Genomic DNA, 19,433 nt, shown 5'->3' with positions numbered 1-19,433 from the left:
ATATAGGCTGGAAAGGAAGTGACGTTTATTGTCTGAGCAAAAAACAGTCCAATGGGCTTCGAAAATTGGTTTCGTCATGGCAGCGGCCGGCTCGGCTATCGGCTTGGGCGCGATTTGGAAGTTCCCTTACGTAGCGGGGACCAATGGGGGAGGAGCCTTTTTTCTTATCTTCGTGTTATTTACCATCCTCTTAGGCTATCCGCTTTTGGTGGGGGAATTTATTTTTGGAAGACGGAACCAGACGAATGCCATTGATGCATATAAAAAAGAAGCGCCGCGATCAGCTTGGTTTCTTACGGGGTGGATCGGCGTAGCCGCGTGTTTCTTAGTGCTGTCGTTTTACAGTGTAATCGGGGGATGGATTTTGCTGTATATCGTAAAAACGGCGTCAGGCTCACTGTCCGGGCTTTCTCAAGCACAGTATGGCGCTCTTTTTGCTTCTATTATCCAAAATCCGGTGCAGACGCTCGCGGCTCAGCTTGTCTTTATGGTACTTACTGTCATCGTTGTCGCAAGAGGGGTTCAAAAAGGGATTGAACGGGTAAGCGCGGTGATGATGCCGATTTTGTTTTTATTGTTTATTCTGCTCGTTCTTCGGTCTCTTACGCTTAATGGTGCAATGGAGGGCGTAAAGTTTCTGCTTGTGCCTCATTTCGGCGATCTGACACCGGAATCCATATTATTCGCGCTGGGACAGGCCTTCTTTACGTTAACACTGGGGGTTTCGGTGATGGTGACCTACAGCTCCTATTTGCCGAAAACACAAAATATCCCTCGTTCGGCAGCCTCCATTGTCTTGATGAATATCATTGTGACACTCTTGGCAGGTTTGGCTATTTTTCCGGCGGTTTTTTCATTCGGTTTTCAGCCAAATGAAGGACCGACACTGCTGTTTACAGTGCTTCCGGCCGTTTTTGAACAGCTTCCGTTCGGCACGTTGTTTTTTATCGGTTTTCTCGTTGCGTTTTTATTTGCAGCCTTAACCTCAGCATTTTCGATGGTTGAAATTATCGTTGCCACAATCGGAAAAGGGGACGAAAAGAAGAGAAAAAAACTGTCATGGACGAGCGGGCTTTTGATCTTTTTGGTCGGAATCCCATGCTGCTTGTCTTATGGCGTTTTGAGTGATGTGCACCTATTTGGCAAAACGTTTTTTGATATTGCCGACTTTACCGTCAGCAATGTTTTGATGCCTTCAGGCGCTCTGTTAATTTCTCTATTTATCCCGCTGAAAATTTCGAAAAGCGAACTCTTGGCTGAAATGCGAAATGGATCAAATGCAGGTAAAGCATTCTTTTACACATGGTTTTATTTGCTTCGTTTTATCGTGCCGCTTGCCATTATTATCGTGTTCTTAAATTTAATCGGAATTTTATCATTTTAAAAAACAGGCTCCGTTTCCGGGGCCTGTTTTTTATTTAATAAGATGATATCAACGGTGCCCATGCCGTTTTCAGATTTTGGATGCCGAGCCTGATATCCTCTTCTGACAAACCGCCATAACCGATTAAGACAGAAGCAAAAGGCGTCTGTTCTTTATATGAGGGAGACACGGGATAGATGGTTACACCGTGGTCTGCGGCTGCTTGTATTGCTTCTTCCTCACTTGCTGGAAACAATAGTCGCAGCAGAATGTGAAGCCCCGAGTTTTTACCGAGAATCTCAACGGTGTTTCCTAGTTCAGAGCGGATGGCTTCTAACAGGACAGCGTGTTTTTTTCGGTATAAGCTTCTCATTCTATTTATGTGTTTTTGCCACTCTCCGGTTTCGATGAAGTCTGCCAGTGCCAATTGCGAGTGAACAGAGACGGTCTGCTTCATTAACTGAGCATTGTCTTTGATCGGTTCCATGAGTTCAGGGGGCACAATCATGAAGCTGAGCCGCAAGGAAGGCAGAAGTGACTTTGAAAAAGTGCCCAGATATATGACTCTGCCATTCGGATCAAGACCCTGTAAAGACGGAATGGGATGGCCGCTGTAGCGAAATTCTCCATCGTAATCATCTTCTATAATGAATGAATTTGTTTCTGCCGCCCATGCCAGCAGCTCCTGTCTGCGGGTAATCGTCATAATGGTCCCAATCGGAAACTGATGCGAAGGAGTCGTATACATGAGATAAGGATTCTGGCGGTAGGGCTCATCCGGCAGGACGCCTTCTGCATCAGAACAAATCGGAGTGACATCCATGTGATTTGCTTCAAACATCCTTCTTGAACGGTGAAAGCCCGGTTCTTCAAAGCCGATTTTTGTACCTTGCTTTAGCGAAAGGCAAAGAATTTGCAGAAGCACGGTGGTTCCTGCGCCGATGATAATCTGGCCGGGTTCGCAATTTACTCCCCGAGACAGCCTGACGAATCGGGCAATCATGTGCCTGAGTTCGTATTCTCCTTGAGGGTCGCCAGAGGTGTGAAACGATCTGGAATAGCGATCAAGACTTTTTACTATGCTTTTTCTCCATGCGTTAAAGGGAAAGAGGGTCGGATCAACGTTGCCCTGATGGAAGTCAATAGCAGGTGCGTTCTTTTCATGTAATCCCGGCTGTACAGACTGCTGAAAATGGTCAGGAGCTGTCGGGAATCCTTGTTCTACTTCCGCCGCGAACCAGCCGATTTTCGGCTTGCTTTTGACATAGCCCTCAGCAGTTAATTGCTCATAAGCCCGTTCTATAGTTGCCGTGCTGACATCGAGCAAGCTGGAGAGCCTGCGTTTTGACGGAAGTCTTGTTCCCTTTGTTATTCGCGCATGTGAAATTTCTTGTTTAAAAAAGGTATAAAGCTGCTCATACAGCGGTGTTTTGCTCTTTTTATCAAGAAACGGCGTAATATCCATCTCATGTCTCCTTTATATCTGGCATGGTCATTTTTTCTGATATTGGCTATTTGGCAAATGCCATTTATTAGCTATGATCATTGTAACGAAAGGAAAGGGGATTGAGAAGATGATCCATATGAAACAATTAACCTCGAAAGAAGAATGGGCTGAGTCGTATCCGATTATGAGTGAATTGAGAACAGAACTGGATATAGAGACGTATTTACAAAGGCTTGAAGCCTGTGTGCAGAAAGAATCGTATATGCTGTTTGCCTTATATGAAAATACAGCAATCAGAGCGCTGTGCGGGGCTCTGCCGAGAGTTTCCATTCATAAAGGAGAGCACTTGTGGATTGCGGATCTTGTTACAACGGCACCTTGCCGATCAAAGGGATACGGCAAAATGCTTTTGGATTATGCCTCAGACTGGGCGAGAAAAGCCGGACTTGGTTTTGTCAGTCTTTCATCTGGCCTTCAGCGTAAAGACGCACATCGATTTTATACAGATAAAATGGGTTTTACTATAGAAAGTTATTTGTTCCGAAAACCGGTGTAATGAAAAAAAGACGCCTGAAAAGGCGTCTTTTTTAAAAGCCAAACTGTAAATTCGTATCTACAGATACAATGGTATACACACAAATAATCACAAAGAGATTAAGGATGACGCCGAGCAGGCCTGGACCTGTGCGCCCTCTCTTGATGAAGAGTTCAACAACGCCGAACGGAACGGCAGCCATGGCGAACGGAAGCATTTGATAGGAATAAAACGTGACGTTGCTGATAATGGCCAAATTCAGCAACAGCAGGGACAGAACCGCTGTTCCGACAGAGATCCAGCCGAATACATTGTGTTCTTTAAAAATTCTTACCAGTTCCATAATTCCACCTCGCCGACATTCGCTGATTTTACAGATTTATTTTTCAGCATGCGCTGGATTTCCTTGGTTGGCCCTGTAACGACCGAACCGTATACATTGACACCGTTTTTCTCTACATAATCTAATCGGTTATCTACATTCAGGTCTTTCCGTTTTGAAATGACCTGAGCCCATTTTTCGTGTTTGGACATGAATTTCAGGGCGTTGATAAACTGATCGCCATTCGACTTGCCTTTTGTATTAAGGGCGGCCAAGAACTTTGAATCCTTTCCAGGATAGCCAAGAGGTTCTGTGGAAGCTGTCTTATTTGTGTTTTTCTCTGTTTCGATTGCGTTCCACAAAAAGCTCACATCATAGCCTTTGAATTTGTTATACACGTCTTTTGTCGGATATGCACGGTCATATGAAAGGTAGACCTCTGATACCGTTCCTTCAGGCAATGTGCTTAACGTTTTTTCTGCTTTTGCGGTCGTTTGTTCAGACTTGTTTGAAGGATGTGTAAAGTAATGGCCGGTTTTATTCACTTCTAAGTCATAGTAGTTTACTGCCGGCGCTTTTACTTTGTTATAAAACATTTCAACCCGTTCATTCCCTACGGCAGCCGTCTTCGTGCCAATCTGCTTTTGCAGCGGGAATTCCGTATTCATCCCAAATAGCTTCACTTGGCTTTTCAGTCCGGAAGTATCAACAAGAACATTCGGCATGGTCAGGGCTACAGTGACTGCGGCAGTTTCCATAAACTCATTGCCGGTGCTGTGTTTTCCACCCATTCCGTAATAGAGGTAGCTTCCCAGCGTACAAAGCGGCAAAATCATCAATGTCGAAATGACGGCAAGCACAGAAATTCGCAAATAAGACTTGCGTTTGCCGTAGGCTAAAATCGCTTTTTGTTTTTCAGGACTGATGCTGAGATCCCAATCGTTATCGTCCTCGAGTTCGCTTTCAATCAGTTCCTGATATACTTCGAGCTTCTCAAGTTCTTCCTCAAATGCAGTCATTTCCTGGTCGCTCATTTCCCCATTTTTATATTGATCAAAACGCTTTTTAAATTCTTCATTCATCATTAACACCTCTATTATAAAGTGCTTTCAGCCGCTGTCTGGCACGAAATAAAACACTTTTAAAATTCGCCTCTGAAATATTCATAATATGGGATGCTTCTTTGTAGTTTAACTCTTTTAAATAATATAGCGTTAAGGCCTCCCGATAATTATCGGGGAGCTCGGACATATAACCAGTCAGCACTTCCTTTATCTCTACCTGATGGGCAGGACTTTGAACAGCATTTTGAAAGAGGCTTCCGATTAAGTCATCAGAAATGGTTACTTCTTTCTTATGCTTTCTGACGTAATCAATGAAGGCGTTTCGCGCCACTTGAAAAAGCCAGGGCTTTACTTTGCTGTGATCATAGGAGTGAATGTGTATGTATGCCCGCATAAAGGTTTCCTGCAGCAAGTCTTCAGCAAGATGCTTGTCTTTTGTCATGGAGAGCAGGAACCTGTAAACATCATTCATGTACATTTGGTAAATTTCATCGATCGTCACTGCCTTTTCTCCCCTCTATGTTATACACGCATAAGAAAGGTTTAAAGTTGCACATTACATGCAAACGGCTTTTTTATACCTAATCAAACACCATTACTATATAGTACCCAAAAATGGCCGCAAAAGATAGTGCGGAGAAATGTTTAACATTTTTTCCAGAGGGGAAAAGATAGTGAAAAAGTGAAGGAGTGGCACAATGGAATATACCAGTATAGCAGATACAGGAATAGAAGCCTCCAGAATCGGCCTCGGCACATGGGCCATTGGCGGAACGATGTGGGGAGGCACTGATGAAAAAACATCGATTGAAACAATCCGAGCCGCTCTTGATCAGGGGATTACACTGATTGACACCGCGCCGGCTTACGGCTTCGGGCAGTCCGAGGAAATCGTCGGAAAGGCAATCAAAGAGTACGGCAAAAGAGACCAGGTGATTCTCGCAACGAAAACGGCTCTGGACTGGAAGAACAACCAGCTGTTTCGCCATGCGAACAGAGCGAGAATTGTAGAGGAAGTTGAGAATTCTTTGAAACGGCTTAAAACAGACTATATTGATCTTTATCAGGTGCATTGGCCCGATCCGCTTGTGCCAATTGAAGAAACGGCTGAAGTCATGAAGGAATTATATGATGCGGGAAAAATCCGGGCGATTGGCGTCAGCAATTTTTCAATTGAGCAAATGGATACATTTCGCGCCGTCGCACCTCTCCATACGATTCAGCCTCCATATAATCTGTTTGAAAGAGAGATGGAAGAGAGTGTTCTTCCTTATGCGAAAGATAACAAGATAACAACATTATTATACGGCAGTTTATGCAGAGGGCTGTTAACAGGCAAAATGACCGAAGAATATACATTTGAGGGCGATGATCTGCGTAATCACGATCCAAAATTCCAGAAGCCCCGCTTTAAAGAGTATCTTTCTGCTGTCAATCAATTGGATAAGCTGGCGAAGACACGTTATGGAAAATCAGTGATTCACTTGGCTGTCAGATGGATCTTAGATCAGCCGGGAGCGGATATCGCTCTTTGGGGGGCAAGAAAGCCTGAGCAGCTTGAGGCCCTATCTGAGATTACAGGCTGGACGCTGAACAGTGAAGATCAGAAAGATATCAATACTATATTGGAAAATACGATATCAGACCCTGTCGGACCGGAGTTTATGGCCCCGCCGACCAGAGAGGAAATATAACAAAAGCTGAGGGCGAATCCTCAGCTTTTTGGCGTTTTAACGGGAGAAATCTTAAAAATTAGTACCAGGTAATAAAAAATATTGTTATAATAGATGACAGAAAGAATCATTGATTACGACAAAGGAAGTGCGATATGTATAAGTTTTGTGCAAATGCTTTAAAAGTTATTCTTTCTCTTCGCGGAGGAGTGAAGGTGTATAACAAAGAAAACCTTCCGGCCGATTCAGGTTTTGTCATCGCGTGTACACATTCCGGCTGGGTTGATGTGATTACACTCGGAGTCGGGATTCTTCCTTATCAAATACACTACATGGCGAAAAAAGAGCTTTTTCAAAATAAATGGATCGGTTCGTTTCTGAAGAAAATTCATGCCTTTCCGGTAGATCGGGAAAATCCCGGGCCAAGCAGTATTAAAACGCCGATTAAGCTGCTGAAAGAAGGAGAGATCGTCGGTATCTTCCCAAGCGGAACAAGAACCTCTGAGGATGTGCCTTTGAAAAGAGGTGCGGTGACGATTGCGCAAATGGGGAAAGCGCCGCTTGTCCCCGCTGCATATCAGGGCCCTTCAAGCGGAAAAGAGTTATTCAAAAAAGGAAAAATGAAGCTGATTATCGGTGAGCCTCTTCACCAGGCTGATTTTGCCCACCTGCCTTCAAAGGAAAGACTTGCAGCAATGACAGAGGCTTTGAATCAGCGGATTAAAGAACTAGAGAATAAACTTGATCAGCTATAAGGCGTTCTGAGAGATTGCCCTGAAACTGTGAAAATAAGAAAAGCACCTTATACAAGGTGCTTTTCTTATTATGCTTCCTGCTGGTTAGCTGTCTCCAGAAGTTCTTCTTCTTGAAGCTTTTTCACTTCAATATATGCGACGTGGTGGCCGTCAATTTCATTAATGATGAATTCGCAGCCCTCTTCGATGATGGAATCATCTTTTTCAACATCGTATTTTTGAGTAAGGAACCAGCCGCCGATTGTATCGACTTCTTCGTTCTCTAAATGGATGCCTAGCAGGTCGTTTACTTGGTCAATTAACACTTTTCCGTCAAGAATATAATGGCCTTCGCCGATTTTGCGGATTTCGCTAATTTCATCAATATCAAATTCGTCGCGGATTTCACCGACAATTTCCTCAATGATGTCCTCAACCGTCACAAGCCCGGCAGTACCGCCGTATTCATCAGACAAAATGGCCATGTGGACCCTCTCTTTTTGCATTTTGACAAGCAGGTCTTGGATCGGCGCAGATTCAATGACATGAATGATCGGGTTGACGAATTGAGAAATGGTGGAATCAACAGATACCTCACCGCTGATGCAGGCGGTTAGCACTTCTTTAATGTTAATAACCCCGATAATGTTATCTTTATCGCCCTCTTCCACAGGGTAGCGGGTATATTTTTCAATCTGAATGATGTCCATCATTTCAGAAATCTTGATATCATGCGGAAGGCTGACAATTTCGGTCCGCGGAATCATAATTTCTTTCGCGAGCCTGTCGTCAAATTCAAAGATTTTATTTACATATTTAAACTCTGATTGGTTGATTTCACCGCTTTTATAGCTTTCAGACAAAATGATTCGCAGCTCTTCTTCTGAGTGAGCCAGTTCGTTTTCTGAAACGGTCTCCAGGCCAAATGCTTTGGTCAATAACCGTGCAGAATTGTTCAAAAGCCAAATGAATGGGAACGCGATGCGGTAAAACCAAATCAGCGGTTTCGCAAACAGCATAGACACTGCTTCCGCCTTTTGGATAGCGACTGTCTTAGGTGCAAGTTCTCCGACAACAACGTGTAAGAACGTGATAATGGCATACGCAAAAATAAACGATATGACATGTGAAAGGGAACCTGGTACGTTCATTTGTACGAAAAGCGGGTGAAGCAGCCTTTCGATCGTTGATTCACCTAAAACCCCTAATCCGATGGAAGTCAATGTAATTCCGAGCTGACACGCAGATAAATATTCATCAAGGTGCGTGGTCACTTTTTTTACGGCTATTGCTGCTTTATTTCCTTCCGCGATCAGCTGATCGATCCGTGAGCCTCTGATTCTGATAATGGCAAACTCAGATGCCACGAAAAATGCCGTCAGGGCGATTAAAACAGCAACTAAAATCAAATTCACTATGTCCAATTAGAACCTTCACTCTAGCAATGAGAATGAAGGTAACACCTCCTGTTAGATAAAATGGTTTTAACTTAACAGCAGCATAAATGATTGGAACACGGCGAGCTTTTCAGGCGGGAGTTTGCTTTTCAGCTTGTCACGATCCTCGGGCTTCAGCCGTTCAAACCGATGCAAGATTCCGGAGATGTTTTGATTCATATGATCAATTTCTAATGCCAGATTTCCAATTTCATCATCAAGTTTAGCTGAAGAGGGAAACTGGTTCTCCAGTCGATCTTTAATATCGGACAGGGCCAATCGCTGCTTCTTGCAATCTACAATAAATATAAGTCGTTTGAGTGCATTTTCGTCGTAGTAACGGTAATTTGAACAGGATCTGGCCGGCGTAAGCAGACCGAGATTCGTATAATAATCAACTGTCCGTTTCGTTACTCCGGCGAGTGCCGCTAGTTCACTGATGCGATAAGTCTCAGCCCCATCTATATCCCTCCCAACCATCACGTTATAGTTATGAGAATAGTTTAATATATGAACGGTGTCTTGCACAAGTTTATTGTTTTTTTCAGACCGGAATTGGAAGTTGTGGAATTCATCATCTGATTGAAGTAACATAGGAAGATAGAATTTTCAAATTTTTTATATGCGGAAGGGACAGATGAAATTGGCTGGGTTATCCCGGGAAGTTGAAGAAAACTTAAATAAAGGATCGTGGATTCGCAAGCTGTTTGATGAAGGTGCAAGGCTGAAGAAGGAGTTCGGGGAAGACCAGGTATTTGATTTTTCACTCGGCAACCCGATTGTTGAACCGCCTGAAGCTTTTAAGAGAGCGTTAATAGAGGAAGCTGAAAAAGGCAGCCACGGATACATACAAAACCAAGGGCTTCCTGCAGCGAGAGAAAAAGTCGCGCAATTTCTGGGGTCACGTTTTGAAGCTGATTTCTCAGCGGAGCGTATCGTCATGACGGTGGGCGCGGGAGGCGCTTTGAATGTTGCGTTAAAAAGCATCGTAAACCCTGGGGAAGAGGTCATTATTCTCGCACCTTATTTTGCAGAATATAAGTTGTATATTGAGAACTACGGGGGAAAGGCCGTCAGCTGCCCGTTGACAGGCCGGTTTGAGATCGACATTGATGCGGTAAGGCAATCGATCACTCCACAGACGAAAGGGCTGATCCTCAATACACCGCATAACCCCACAGGCACGGTTCTCAGCCAGAAAAATATAGACGATTTAGGCACTTTATTAAAAGAAATAGAAGAGAAGAGCGGCCAGAGGATTTATGTGCTGTTTGATGAACCGTACAGTCAATTAATCTATGATGAAGAGCTGGCAAATCTGTTTCAATCGTACCATCGTGTGATATTGGCTAGCTCATTCAGTAAAGATCTCGGCATAGCCGGGGAGCGGCTCGGATATATCGGATTGGACAGCCGAATGCCGGATGCGGACCTTTTGATCAACGCTTTTGTGTATTGTAATCGAACGCTTGGATTTGTGAATGCCCCTGTCATGATGCAGCGGGCTGTGGCACGAATGGATGATTTAAGAGTAGACGCGAGCGCTTATAAAGAGCGCCGGGATTTAATGGTAGACATTTTAAAAGAAGCCGGTTTTGAATTTGAAATGCCAAAGGGAGGTTTCTTTGTTTTTCCGAAATCGCCGATTGAAGATGAAGTTGCATTTTGCGTGCATGCCGCCCAAAAATACAAATTATTAATTGTGCCGAGCAGCGGTTTTGGAATGAGCGGGCATTTCCGATTATCCTTCAGTGTGCCGATCGAGCAGATTAAAAACTCACGGGACATTTTCATTTCTTTATATAAAGATTTTGCTTAAGAAGGCAAAGAAAAGAAAACAGTTTTCAAGGCTGTTTTCTTTTTATATCCGCAAAATCCTTCCTCTTCCAATCCAGACAGGCGCAGAATTGACAAGCAGGCATGCAGTTAAGGTTTTCTTCATGATAAAAGTCTAAAAATTAAAAATCATTTTTGGAATGAGTTGTGTTACAATAAAATATACAATTTATAATCAAACTTTGACTTTTGGAGGTGGTATGATGGGGCCCTCTGCTTAGGCAACAATACACCGCGTACCTCAATGTTAAGGAAAAATGATTATATCAGGAGGTGACTCCTTATCCTTTGTTGAGAGGATAGGGTTAAATGGACGATATTGACAGTCTGATTTTAATTGGCGTGCTCATTGCTTTAACCGCGTTTTTCGTTGCAAGCGAGTTTGCGATTGTTAGAGTGAGGAGATCCAGAATAGATCAGCTTATCACAGAAGGAAACAAACGGGCGATACTCGCAAGGCGTGTCATTACAGATTTGGATGAATATTTATCCGCATCCCAGCTAGGCATTACATTGACATCAATCGGGCTTGGCGTACTGGGTGAGCCGGCCTTTGAACGGCTGCTGCATCCACTGTTTGAACCGCTCGGCTTGCCGGACTCGGTTTCACATGCAGTCTCTTTTGCAGTCGCGTACGGCTTGATCACGTTCCTGCACGTTGTTGTAGGTGAACTGGCCCCGAAAACGGTCGCGATTCAAAAGGCAGAACAGCTGACTTTACTGATAGCGGGCCCTTTGCGTTTATTCTATTTGCTCCTGTTTCCGTTTATTTGGATCCTCAATGGATCGGCGCGGCTTTTATGCGGGATGTTCGGTTTGAAGCCTGCGTCAGAACATGATGGTTCCCATTCTGAGGAAGAACTCAGGATGCTGTTATCTGAGAGTTTAAAAAACGGAGAGATTAATCCGTCTGAATATAAATATGTGAATAAGATTTTTGAATTTGATAATCGGATCGCCAAAGAAATTATGATACCGCGGAAGGAAATGGCTGCTGTGTCAACTGAGATGACGATGGCCGAGATGCTTGAAGTCATGCTGAAGGAAAAATACACGCGCTGGCCAGTCACAGATGGAGACAAAGACAGTGTGATCGGTTTGGTCAATACGAAGCATTTGTTTTCTGATTTGCTGTTTATGACAGAAGAAGAACGAATGAAGATGACGATCCATCCGTATGTGAGGCCGGTCATCGAAGTGATTGAAACGATCCCGGTTCATGATTTGCTGATTAAAATGCAGCGCGAGCGCATTCATATGGCAATATTGTCGGATGAATACGGAGGAACCTCGGGACTTGTGACGACAGAGGATATTCTTGAGGAAATTGTCGGAGAGATCAGAGATGAATTTGATGAAGATGAACAGCCGCTGATCCAAAAGCTTGGCGACGGCCATTATGTGATGGATGGAAAGGTTCGGATCGATCAGGTGAACAGCCTTCTTGGCGCATCGATTCAAGAAGACGTCGATACGATCGGCGGGCTGATATTAAAAGAAAACATCGATATTGAGGCTGGTGAATCCATTCGCATCGGTTCATATACGATAAAGGTGCTGAAGATGGACGGCCGATTAATCAAGCAAATCGATATAAAAGAAGAAGCCGGCAACACAACCGGGATTACGGCGCACCACAAGCTGCCGCTGCCCGAGCCTGTGATGCTGAACAGTGCAACCTTGAGCGAGAAATAAGCTCAAGGTTTTTTTACATTGTGATTGTCCAGCCGCACCAAAATGCCAAAAGCGATCCGCAAAGTGTCAGGGCGATGTACAAGATGCTTTCTATTACACGTTTGGCCATAAGGAGTTGAATACTTTCAACGCTGAAGGTGGAAAAGGTCGTAAAGGCGCCAAAAAACCCCGTGCCGATGATAAGCGAGACCGAAGCATTTGCAACGTGAAGTCCTGTAAATATTCCGAGCCCGAGAGTTCCGAGAATATTGACTGTCAGTATGCCAATGGGCAGGCTGAGACCTTTGGTTTTGGCGGTTATGACATTGCCAAGCCAGAAGCGAAGCATTGCGCCAAGTCCGCCCCCTATGAAAATACCCGCTAGTGTCATCTTTCCTGCAGCCCCTTTCTTTGCTGAATGCCTGCTATGCGCCGTCCCGCAAAAACACCAATCAGTGCAAATATGATCCCTGATATCAATGAGGCTGCCACATATAAAAGAGCCAATGAGGGTTGTCCTTGCAAAAGCATCACTGTTTCCTTAGAAAACGTGGACATTGTTGTGAAGCCTCCGCAAAAGCCGGTGCCTAAAAAAGCCGACAGCAGAGGCCGTTTTGCCCCGATCATAAAAAATCCGGTCAAAATGCCTAATAGAAGGCTGCCTGCCGCATTTTCCAGCCAGGTTGCCGCCGGGAACTGACCGGTGTGTATCCATAAGTTTAATCCGTATCGGAGGCAGGCGCCAAGCGCGCCTCCGATAAAAACCGCGCTATATATTTTCATGTTTGCCATCCTTTATGATGAAATCCGGGTAATCTGTAACGATGCCGTCCACGCCCATGGCTTGTAATTTTGCCGCTGTCTTTTGATTGTTGACAGTCCATGCAAATATGTTTAAGCCATTTTTATGGACGGAGCCGATCATCAGACGGTTGAGCCGTGTGTATTTTATATTGACATAGTTTGCAAAAGAGCGGAAGGCCTTCATCTGATTTCTGGACAGCATGCCAAAGTTGGGCCTTGTAATGACCGCTGTCGGAATCGAAGGATAAAGCTCGCGGAACCTTTGGACGGAGCGGAACTGAAAGGATTGAACAATATTATTGATAGAAAAAGAAAATTGCCCTAATAGCTGTCCCACCTCTTCTTCAATTCCGACTTGAGACGGATGGCCTTTTAGTTCAATTAAAAGGCCGATTTTTTTGTGGTAGCGCTTGAGCACCGCTTCCAGGGTCGGAATACGCTCTCCTTGAAAAGCGGGGCCGTACCAGCTTCCTGCATCGAGTTTTTGCAATTCCTCCAAGGTAAAATCCTTAACAAAGCCCGATCCGTTTGTTGTTCGGTCAACCCTGTCATCGTGTATTACAACAATCTGCCTGTCTTTTGTAAGCTGGACATCCAGTTCAATCATATCTGCATTCATTTTCACCGCAAGGTCAAATGCGGCAATCGTATTTTCCGGAGCGTAGCCGGATGCTCCGCGATGGGCAATGATGTACAAGCTAAGTCAGCTCCTCGTATGGGCATTTCTGTTATTGTATCAAAACCATATATGCACCGCGATACAAACTGGTGAATTTTTTCTGCCATATCGGAATGGTCCGGGCTGAGGAATGCGTATAACTAAAAAAAGACACTCAGCGTATCAGAACACATTTCGTCAGAAAATTAGGTCTTTCGACATGTTCACAACAAAATATGATCCTTTATAATAGCAAAAAAGGAGGCGAGATCATGGGAAAAGGGAGAATCAGAGTGGAGGAAAGAATTAAAGCCGAAACGGATGCTGAAATGCAAAAAGCAACTCTCCTTGATCAGACACAAACGAAAAAAGGTAAGTGACTGTCCCTATTGAATCTGGCTGATAGATGAATCGAGAAATGACCCCGGCGTTTCGCCGGGGTTTTGTGCTGCAAAAGACATTTAAATGAACATCTTTACGAATATTTTAGTATAATAAACAATTGATTGGGATAGAGGGGAGACAGTCATGCCGGATTATCTGCAGCAGTATTTTACGCTTGATATCATCATTCAAATCGGCATCAGCTTGGCGATTTTGCTGGTGTTTCTTATACTTAGAAAATTATTCACAAGATATTTCTTTAACCTGCTTTTTAATTTGACAAACCGGCCGAAAACAGAAATTTTTAAACAGGTGGTTCTGGCGTTTGATAAGCCGGCCAGATGGTTTTTTGTTGCCCTTGGGCTGTTTTTAGCGATCCGGTATTCACCGTTTTTAGATGAGCAAATGCCGGTCATCAGCAAAATATACCGCTCACTGATTGTGGCGCTCTTGTGCTGGGGTCTTTGTAATTTGACCGCAACATCGTCGTTTATCTTCCATAAGGTGAATCAGCGCTTCGAGCTTGACATGGATGACATTCTGGCCCCGTTTTTATCCAAATTGCTCCGTTTTGTGATCATTGCGCTCAGTGTCAGTGTGATCGCTCAGGAATTCAATTATGATGTCAACGGATTTGTAGCGGGCCTAGGTCTTGGCGGGCTGGCTTTTGCGCTTGCCGCGAAGGATACCATCAGCAACTTCTTCGGCGGTATTATTATTATTACTGAAAAGCCGTTTACAATTGGTGACTGGGTGGAGACGTCAACAGTAACAGGATCAGTCGAGGATATTACCTTTAGGAGCACGAGATTCAGAACAGCACAGGGGGCGCTTGTAACGGTGCCGAACTCTACGCTGTCGATGGAAGCGATCACGAACTGGACAAGAATGACCAAACGCCAGATTACGTTTTCCATCCATGTGTCCTACGCTACGCCGATTGAGAACCTTGAACGCTCCATTCATTCTCTCAGAACAATGCTTTTAGAGCATGAGGGCGTTGATAATGAAACAATCATGGTCAACTTTGATACGTTTGCCGACAGCTACTACAATTTATTTTTTAACTTCTATACAATAACGACAGTTTGGGCTGAAAACCTTAATATTAGAGAGGATATCAACTATAAAATTATTGAGATTTTAGGTGCAGAAGGTGTCCAGTTTGCATATCCCGGCCAAATGGTTGTTGTCAAGCAAAAGCACGAAAGCGACCCATTCCAGGTGAATCTAAATAAAGAGGAAAAGGAACGGGCTTAAAAGAGAGACTTCGTCTGACAGAGGCGGAGTCTTTTTCATGGTAAAATAAGAGAAAAAGGCGGTGTTGAGTTGGAAGCATTCAAAAATATTCTACATGAAGCACAGAGAATTGTTGTGCTGACAGGAGCGGGAATGAGCACAGAATCAGGGATTCCCGACTTTCGTTCAGCAGGGGGCATTTGGACGGAAGATGCCTCAAGAATGGAAGCGATGAGCCTTGATTATTTCTCAAGTCATCCGCGTCTGTTTTGGCCCAAATTCAAAGAATTGTTCCAGATGAAAATGAGCGGCAGCTTTGAACCGAATGAAGGACATTTGCTTTTAGCTGAGCTGGAGAAGCAAGGGAAGCAGGTCGATATTTTTACGCAAAACATTGACGGTCTTCATAAAAAAGCGGGGAACAGGCATGTATACGAACTGCATGGTTCTATCCAGACAGCAGCTTGTCCGGCATGCGGCGCCCGATATGATCTTCCCCATTTGCTGGAGCGGGAGGTGCCGGAGTGCACGGCGGCCGGAAACAATGGGGACATTTGCGGAACGGTATTAAAAACCGATGTTGTTCTCTTTGGCGACGCCGTCATGCACTTTGACACCCTTTATGAAAAGCTGGATCAAGCAGATCTTTTATTGGTTATCGGCACGTCTCTCGAAGTGGCTCCGGCTAGATTTGTGCCTGAGGATGCAAGCCTGATTCCCGGCATGAAGAAAGTCATCATAAACCTTGAACCAACGTATTGCGACAGCTTGTTTGACATGGTCATCCATCAAAAAATCGGCGAGTTTGCCCGAAGTTTGGGCATAAAAAAGTGAGCCGCCTTATGCGCCTCACTTTTTTATTCATGAACAGGAACCATTGTGTCCTCTAACACTCCGAAGGAATATCCTTTTTCTTTTAATTTATTGATTAGTACCGGCAGCGCATTTACGGTAGCGGGAAGATCATGCATGAGAATCACATTCGGGCGGCCTGAAGAGCTTTGTTCCATATTTTCAAGCTGCTCTAACACGGCCGTCACATACTTTGAATTTCGGTATTTCCAGTCCATGCTGTCAATCGTCCAATCCCAGTACACAAAACCGTCTTTCTCAAGATTGCGGATTTGTGAGGGGGTTAGTGACGGCTTGCTTCCGTAGGGCGTTCTGACAAGAGCGGTTTTATATCCTGTAATGTCCTGCAGCGTGTCACGCGCCTCCTGCATTTCTTTTAACGGAGATGTCGGTGATTGATAGAACAATCTGTTATTGTGGGTAACGCCATGTAAACCGAGTGCGTGGCCTTCCTTTTCTGCTCTTTTCACAGCTTGTTTGAATTCGTTCATCCGCGGTGACAGCATAAAAAACGTCGCTTTTACATCAGCGCTTTTCAGTACATCGAGCAAGCGATTTGTAAAGGCTGACGGGCCGTCATCGAAGGTTAAGTAAACCGTTTTATCTCCCATGTCCTGCTTTGTCTGCAGATGTTTTATCAGCAGATCGGGGGAGTCGTTTTTCAGCTTAAGGCTTTCCTTCTCATCTCGAAGCTGTCCGTTAGTTGTGACAGTGACTTCCTTTGCTTTCGTTGAACTGTTAGAATAACCCAAAATCACCATAAGCAAAAGCAGCACACATAAAACTGCTAAACTTGCAAATTTAAAAGCAAGCGAAACTGCAGAAGGAGAAGCTTCTCCTCTCGTTTGTCGCATAACAATCTCTCCATTGGCATAAAATCTCTACATAATGCTGTACAGCAGGCAGCTTATGAAGATGCCTTATGTTTACAACCTATGTATTACCAATCAAGTATACAGGAATAAAACTGGAAAGCACATAGAAAATTTGTCGAAATGTCAGATTTTAAGGAAAAAATAAACTCCTTTCCGCTATAGATCTCTTGATCTTTCTGTTTTTCAGCTTGTCCAATATGGTAGAATTAGTGACAATGACAGCTTGAATGACATCAGGGACATCTCGAAAAGGGAGGGCTTTTATGAAGGTTTTAGTCAATGGCCGGCTGATTGGGCGCAGTGAAGCATCAATCGATTTGGAAGATCGCGGTTATCAGTTTGGTGACGGCATCTATGAAGTGATCAGGGTGTACAAAGGAGTATTGTTCGGCTTACGTGAGCATGCAGAGCGTTTTTTCAGAAGTGCTGCTGAAATTGGAATTTCACTTCCATTCAGTATAGAAGATCTCGAGTGGGACCTGCAAAAGCTTGTACAGGAAAATGCGGTCAGTGAGGGAGCGGTATACATTCAGACAACAAGAGGTGTGGCCCCGCGAAAACACCAGTATGAAGCCGGGCTTGAGCCGCAGACTACTGCTTATACGTTTACGGTGAAAAAACCGGAGCAAGAGCAGGCATACGGAGTGGCGGCCATTACAGATGAGGATCTTCGCTGGCTAAGATGTGATATCAAAAGTCTGAATTTACTGTATAATGTCATGACGAAGCAAAAGGCCTATGAAGCGGGAGCATTTGAAGCCATTTTACTTAGAGACGGCGTTGTTACGGAGGGTACTTCCTCTAACGTTTATGCCGTTATCAACGGCACGGTGCGAACACATCCGGCTAACCGGCTCATTCTCAATGGAATTACACGGATGAATATTTTAGGACTGATTGAAAAGAATGGGATCAAACTGGATGAGACTCCTGTCAGTGAAGAAGAGTTGAAACAGGCGGAAGAGATCTTTATTTCGTCAACGACGGCAGAAATTATTCCGGTCGTGACGCTCGATGGACAATCGGTCGGAAGCGGGAAACCCGGACCGGTGACCAAACAGCTTCAGGCTGCTTTTCAAGAAAGCATTCAACAGGCTGCTAGCATTTCATAAATGAACGAAGAAAAGAGCCCGCTTTTTACAGCGGGGCTCTTTTTATTTTTTAACAAATCCAATCAAAATGGAGATCATCGGCGATATATAGAGGAAGAACGTAAACGGGATGTAGTCTATGACTGGAACACCAAGTGCGCTCGCCATAAATGCGCCGCTGACGCCCCAAGGAATCAATGGGTTAATTAATGTTCCGCCGTCCTCTAATGATCTTGTCAGAAATTTTCGCTGGATGTTTTGTTTGTCATATAAGGATTTAAATGATTGTCCCGGTATTAATATCGATAAATACTGTTCGCCGGTTGCCAAGTTGACGCCGATGCTTGAGCAGACAGTTGCTGCAACAAGACGGCCTTTTGAGCGGATGCCTTTCATGACGCCTTCCAATAGTGCAGAAATCAATCCGATTTTCTCCATCAATCCCCCGAGTGCAAAAGCAATCATAATGAGAGAGACAGAGCCCATCATGGATTGCAGTCCGCCTCTGTTGATAATTTTAGCGGCTGCCTCATTGTCAGTTTCGAAAGTTGTGCCATTTTGCAAAGCTGTCATAAACGCCTGCAGGCTGCTGTCGGGTACAAAAATAGCAGTCAAAATTCCCGAGGAAATAATTCCGGCAGTCAGAACGGGGATTACTGATACCCGTTTAATTGCCAGCAAAACGACTAAGAGCGGAGAAAGAAGGGCCCACGGTGTCACGTTTGCGGCATCTTTTATTCCGGTTATGACCTGCTGAATATTATCGGTTGAAGCAGCGTCCGCTGACACTGATGAACCGAGAAAGTAAAACAGAACGACAGTGATGAGCAAAGCTGGAATGGTTGTGCCCATCATATGGCGAATGTGTTCAAAGATCGGTATTTCGCCTATTCCGGCTGCAAAGTTGGTTGTGTCCGACATCGGCGACATTTTATCACCAAAACAAGCGCCGCATATGACTGCGCCTGCTGTCCATTCAAGCGGAACGCCAGCCGCGCTCGCCACGCCGATCAGCGCTACCCCGATTGTGCTAACAGTTGTCAGGCTTGAGCCAACAAGTGTGCTGATGATCATACATGAAAACAAAGCAGTCAACAGAAGGTGGCTTGGTTCAATAAAGGATAGGGCATAAACTGTCACAGTCGGTATTGCGCCGCTGTACATCCAGGCGCCGATTAAGATGCCGATCAGCGCTAGAACAATAATCGGCTGTACGCCATTTTTGATCCCGTCTACAATCCCTTTTTCAATACTCTTCCAGGAAAATCCAAACCATAAAGCTGCTGCTGAAAGCATGACAACACTTAAAAACAGCGGGATATGAGGTTCTACATGAAGCAAGAATAAGCAAGAAATAATAATGCATAACATCAATATAAATAAACCGACGGCTAACGGAAACGTCAGCTTTTTTTGAGAATCCAAAATAACACCCCATATTTATCT

The 19,433-nt window shown here is 44.4% G+C and carries 21 protein-coding genes; 10 read left to right on the top strand and 11 right to left on the bottom strand.

Translation table 11 applies throughout. The features are described from left to right. Positions 1-28 precede the first annotated feature (28 nt). On the top strand, positions 29-1,384 hold the full coding sequence (locus ACZ07B_RS11560) for a sodium-dependent transporter (protein ID WP_464877199.1): 1,356 nt from the start codon (positions 29-31) through the stop codon (positions 1,382-1,384). Between the two features lie 34 nt (positions 1,385-1,418). Here ACZ07B_RS11560 and pdxR read toward each other — a convergent pair whose 3' ends face one another. Then, the gene (gene pdxR / locus ACZ07B_RS11555) at positions 1,419-2,828 is read right to left on the bottom strand and encodes a MocR-like pyridoxine biosynthesis transcription factor PdxR (protein ID WP_464877198.1); all 1,410 of its coding nucleotides are present in this window, start codon (positions 2,826-2,828) and stop codon (positions 1,419-1,421) included. 109 nt (positions 2,829-2,937) lie between these two features. On the opposite strand from pdxR, the gene ACZ07B_RS11550 reads away from it, so the two are divergent. Continuing rightward, positions 2,938-3,366, top strand: a complete 429-nt coding sequence (locus tag ACZ07B_RS11550) for a GNAT family N-acetyltransferase (RefSeq protein WP_009966899.1) — start codon at positions 2,938-2,940, stop codon at positions 3,364-3,366. Between the two features lie 31 nt (positions 3,367-3,397). Here the strand turns inward: ACZ07B_RS11550 and ACZ07B_RS11545 are convergent, their stop codons facing one another. The 3 genes from ACZ07B_RS11545 to sigM are packed head-to-tail and all read right to left on the bottom strand — an operon-like array spanning position 3,398 to position 5,233. Then, positions 3,398-3,688 carry an anti-sigma-M factor gene (locus ACZ07B_RS11545; RefSeq protein ID WP_003233341.1) on the bottom strand — a complete coding sequence of 97 codons (291 nt, stop codon included), beginning with the start codon at positions 3,686-3,688 and terminating at the stop codon, positions 3,398-3,400. After that, positions 3,676-4,752 carry an anti-sigma factor gene (locus tag ACZ07B_RS11540; protein ID WP_015252469.1) on the bottom strand — a complete coding sequence of 359 codons (1,077 nt, stop codon included), beginning with the start codon at positions 4,750-4,752 and terminating at the stop codon, positions 3,676-3,678. Before ACZ07B_RS11540 ends, ACZ07B_RS11545 begins: the two co-directional genes overlap by 13 nt. Beyond that, positions 4,742-5,233 carry an RNA polymerase sigma factor SigM gene (sigM, locus tag ACZ07B_RS11535; protein WP_003224177.1) on the bottom strand — a complete coding sequence of 164 codons (492 nt, stop codon included), beginning with the start codon at positions 5,231-5,233 and terminating at the stop codon, positions 4,742-4,744. Before sigM ends, ACZ07B_RS11540 begins: the two co-directional genes overlap by 11 nt. A 196-nt stretch (positions 5,234-5,429) precedes the next feature. Here sigM and akrN point away from each other — a divergent pair, with 196 nt between their 5' ends. Both akrN and ACZ07B_RS11525 read left to right on the top strand, forming a co-directional pair. After that, the gene (gene akrN, locus ACZ07B_RS11530) at positions 5,430-6,425 is read left to right on the top strand and encodes an aldo/keto reductase (protein ID WP_212082866.1); all 996 of its coding nucleotides are present in this window, start codon (positions 5,430-5,432) and stop codon (positions 6,423-6,425) included. Positions 6,426-6,559: 134 nt separating this feature from the next. Continuing rightward, positions 6,560-7,159, top strand: a complete 600-nt coding sequence (locus ACZ07B_RS11525; RefSeq protein ID WP_003233335.1) for a 1-acylglycerol-3-phosphate O-acyltransferase — start codon at positions 6,560-6,562, stop codon at positions 7,157-7,159. 68 nt (positions 7,160-7,227) lie between these two features. Here the strand turns inward: ACZ07B_RS11525 and ACZ07B_RS11520 are convergent, their stop codons facing one another. Then, complete coding sequence (locus ACZ07B_RS11520) at positions 7,228-8,562, bottom strand: hemolysin family protein (RefSeq protein ID WP_009966903.1); 1,335 nt, start codon at positions 8,560-8,562, stop codon at positions 7,228-7,230. 60 nt (positions 8,563-8,622) lie between these two features. Continuing rightward, on the bottom strand, positions 8,623-9,054 hold the full coding sequence (gene cueR / locus ACZ07B_RS11515; RefSeq protein ID WP_010886460.1) for a Cu(I)-responsive transcriptional regulator: 432 nt from the start codon (positions 9,052-9,054) through the stop codon (positions 8,623-8,625). A 157-nt stretch (positions 9,055-9,211) separates the two neighbouring features. Between cueR and ACZ07B_RS11510 the strand changes: the two genes are divergently transcribed. Together ACZ07B_RS11510 and ACZ07B_RS11505 are read left to right on the top strand one after the other, a co-directional pair. Next, on the top strand, positions 9,212-10,393 hold the full coding sequence (locus ACZ07B_RS11510; protein ID WP_464877197.1) for a pyridoxal phosphate-dependent aminotransferase: 1,182 nt from the start codon (positions 9,212-9,214) through the stop codon (positions 10,391-10,393). A gap of 326 nt (positions 10,394-10,719) precedes the next feature. Then, positions 10,720-12,105 carry a hemolysin family protein gene (locus tag ACZ07B_RS11505; protein WP_029726332.1) on the top strand — a complete coding sequence of 462 codons (1,386 nt, stop codon included), beginning with the start codon at positions 10,720-10,722 and terminating at the stop codon, positions 12,103-12,105. 13 nt (positions 12,106-12,118) lie between these two features. On the opposite strand, the gene crcB is transcribed toward ACZ07B_RS11505, so the two are convergent. The 3 genes from crcB to ACZ07B_RS11490 are packed head-to-tail and all read right to left on the bottom strand — an operon-like array spanning position 12,119 to position 13,585. Next, complete coding sequence (gene crcB, locus ACZ07B_RS11500) at positions 12,119-12,475, bottom strand: fluoride efflux transporter CrcB (RefSeq protein WP_464877196.1); 357 nt, start codon at positions 12,473-12,475, stop codon at positions 12,119-12,121. Further along, positions 12,472-12,867, bottom strand: a complete 396-nt coding sequence (locus ACZ07B_RS11495; protein WP_014479308.1) for a fluoride efflux transporter FluC — start codon at positions 12,865-12,867, stop codon at positions 12,472-12,474. Before ACZ07B_RS11495 ends, crcB begins: the two co-directional genes overlap by 4 nt. After that, positions 12,854-13,585, bottom strand: coding sequence for a glycerophosphodiester phosphodiesterase (locus ACZ07B_RS11490; protein WP_014479309.1), 732 nt, complete (start codon positions 13,583-13,585; stop codon positions 12,854-12,856). Before ACZ07B_RS11490 ends, ACZ07B_RS11495 begins: the two co-directional genes overlap by 14 nt. A 233-nt stretch (positions 13,586-13,818) precedes the next feature. Between ACZ07B_RS11490 and ACZ07B_RS11485 the strand changes: the two genes are divergently transcribed. From ACZ07B_RS11485 to srtN, 3 genes are all read left to right on the top strand, one after another. Further along, positions 13,819-13,926, top strand: a complete 108-nt coding sequence (locus tag ACZ07B_RS11485; protein ID WP_009966908.1) for a YhdX family protein — start codon at positions 13,819-13,821, stop codon at positions 13,924-13,926. A 148-nt stretch (positions 13,927-14,074) separates the two neighbouring features. Further along, positions 14,075-15,190: a small-conductance mechanosensitive channel protein MscY gene (gene mscY / locus ACZ07B_RS11480; protein WP_217019779.1), complete on the top strand. Its 1,116-nt coding sequence runs from the start codon at positions 14,075-14,077 to the stop codon at positions 15,188-15,190. 69 nt (positions 15,191-15,259) lie between these two features. Beyond that, positions 15,260-16,003: a sirtuin NAD-dependent deacetylase gene (gene srtN / locus ACZ07B_RS11475; protein WP_024571683.1), complete on the top strand. Its 744-nt coding sequence runs from the start codon at positions 15,260-15,262 to the stop codon at positions 16,001-16,003. Between the two features lie 23 nt (positions 16,004-16,026). Here srtN and ACZ07B_RS11470 read toward each other — a convergent pair whose 3' ends face one another. Beyond that, positions 16,027-16,875, bottom strand: a complete 849-nt coding sequence (locus tag ACZ07B_RS11470; protein WP_021479657.1) for a polysaccharide deacetylase family protein — start codon at positions 16,873-16,875, stop codon at positions 16,027-16,029. 284 nt (positions 16,876-17,159) lie between these two features. On the opposite strand from ACZ07B_RS11470, the gene dat reads away from it, so the two are divergent. Continuing rightward, positions 17,160-18,008, top strand: coding sequence for a D-amino-acid transaminase (gene dat / locus ACZ07B_RS11465; protein ID WP_015483020.1), 849 nt, complete (start codon positions 17,160-17,162; stop codon positions 18,006-18,008). A gap of 42 nt (positions 18,009-18,050) precedes the next feature. Here dat and nhaC read toward each other — a convergent pair whose 3' ends face one another. After that, positions 18,051-19,412, bottom strand: a complete 1,362-nt coding sequence (gene nhaC / locus ACZ07B_RS11460) for a Na+/H+ antiporter NhaC (RefSeq protein WP_046160222.1) — start codon at positions 19,410-19,412, stop codon at positions 18,051-18,053. Positions 19,413-19,433 lie beyond the last annotated feature (21 nt).

It is taken from the genome of Bacillus sp. 9.4 (assembly GCF_055486415.1).
The sequence above is the reverse complement of the archived record's forward strand: the minus strand, read 5'-3'. Positions and strand labels throughout refer to the sequence as shown.

Bases quoted from the DNA above. Each gene is read 5' to 3' on its own strand.
- ACZ07B_RS11510 (WP_464877197.1), top strand. From the start codon at position 9,212: ATGAAATTGGCTGGGTTATCCCGGGAAGTTGAAGAAAACTTAAATAAA.
- ACZ07B_RS11485 (WP_009966908.1), top strand. From the start codon at position 13,819: ATGGGAAAAGGGAGAATCAGAGTGGAGGAAAGAATTAAAGCCGAAACG.
- ACZ07B_RS11545 (WP_003233341.1), bottom strand. From the start codon at position 3,688: ATGGAACTGGTAAGAATTTTTAAAGAACACAATGTATTCGGCTGGATC.
- crcB (WP_464877196.1), bottom strand. From the start codon at position 12,475: ATGACACTAGCGGGTATTTTCATAGGGGGCGGACTTGGCGCAATGCTT.
- ACZ07B_RS11470 (WP_021479657.1), bottom strand. From the start codon at position 16,875: ATGCGACAAACGAGAGGAGAAGCTTCTCCTTCTGCAGTTTCGCTTGCT.
- akrN (WP_212082866.1), top strand. From the start codon at position 5,430: ATGGAATATACCAGTATAGCAGATACAGGAATAGAAGCCTCCAGAATC.
- mscY (WP_217019779.1), top strand. From the start codon at position 14,075: ATGCCGGATTATCTGCAGCAGTATTTTACGCTTGATATCATCATTCAA.
- dat (WP_015483020.1), top strand. From the start codon at position 17,160: ATGAAGGTTTTAGTCAATGGCCGGCTGATTGGGCGCAGTGAAGCATCA.
- ACZ07B_RS11525 (WP_003233335.1), top strand. From the start codon at position 6,560: ATGTATAAGTTTTGTGCAAATGCTTTAAAAGTTATTCTTTCTCTTCGC.
- pdxR (WP_464877198.1), bottom strand. From the start codon at position 2,828: ATGGATATTACGCCGTTTCTTGATAAAAAGAGCAAAACACCGCTGTAT.
- cueR (WP_010886460.1), bottom strand. From the start codon at position 9,054: ATGGTTGGGAGGGATATAGATGGGGCTGAGACTTATCGCATCAGTGAA.
- ACZ07B_RS11550 (WP_009966899.1), top strand. From the start codon at position 2,938: ATGATCCATATGAAACAATTAACCTCGAAAGAAGAATGGGCTGAGTCG.
- ACZ07B_RS11540 (WP_015252469.1), bottom strand. From the start codon at position 4,752: ATGATGAATGAAGAATTTAAAAAGCGTTTTGATCAATATAAAAATGGG.
- ACZ07B_RS11505 (WP_029726332.1), top strand. From the start codon at position 10,720: ATGGACGATATTGACAGTCTGATTTTAATTGGCGTGCTCATTGCTTTA.
- ACZ07B_RS11495 (WP_014479308.1), bottom strand. From the start codon at position 12,867: ATGAAAATATATAGCGCGGTTTTTATCGGAGGCGCGCTTGGCGCCTGC.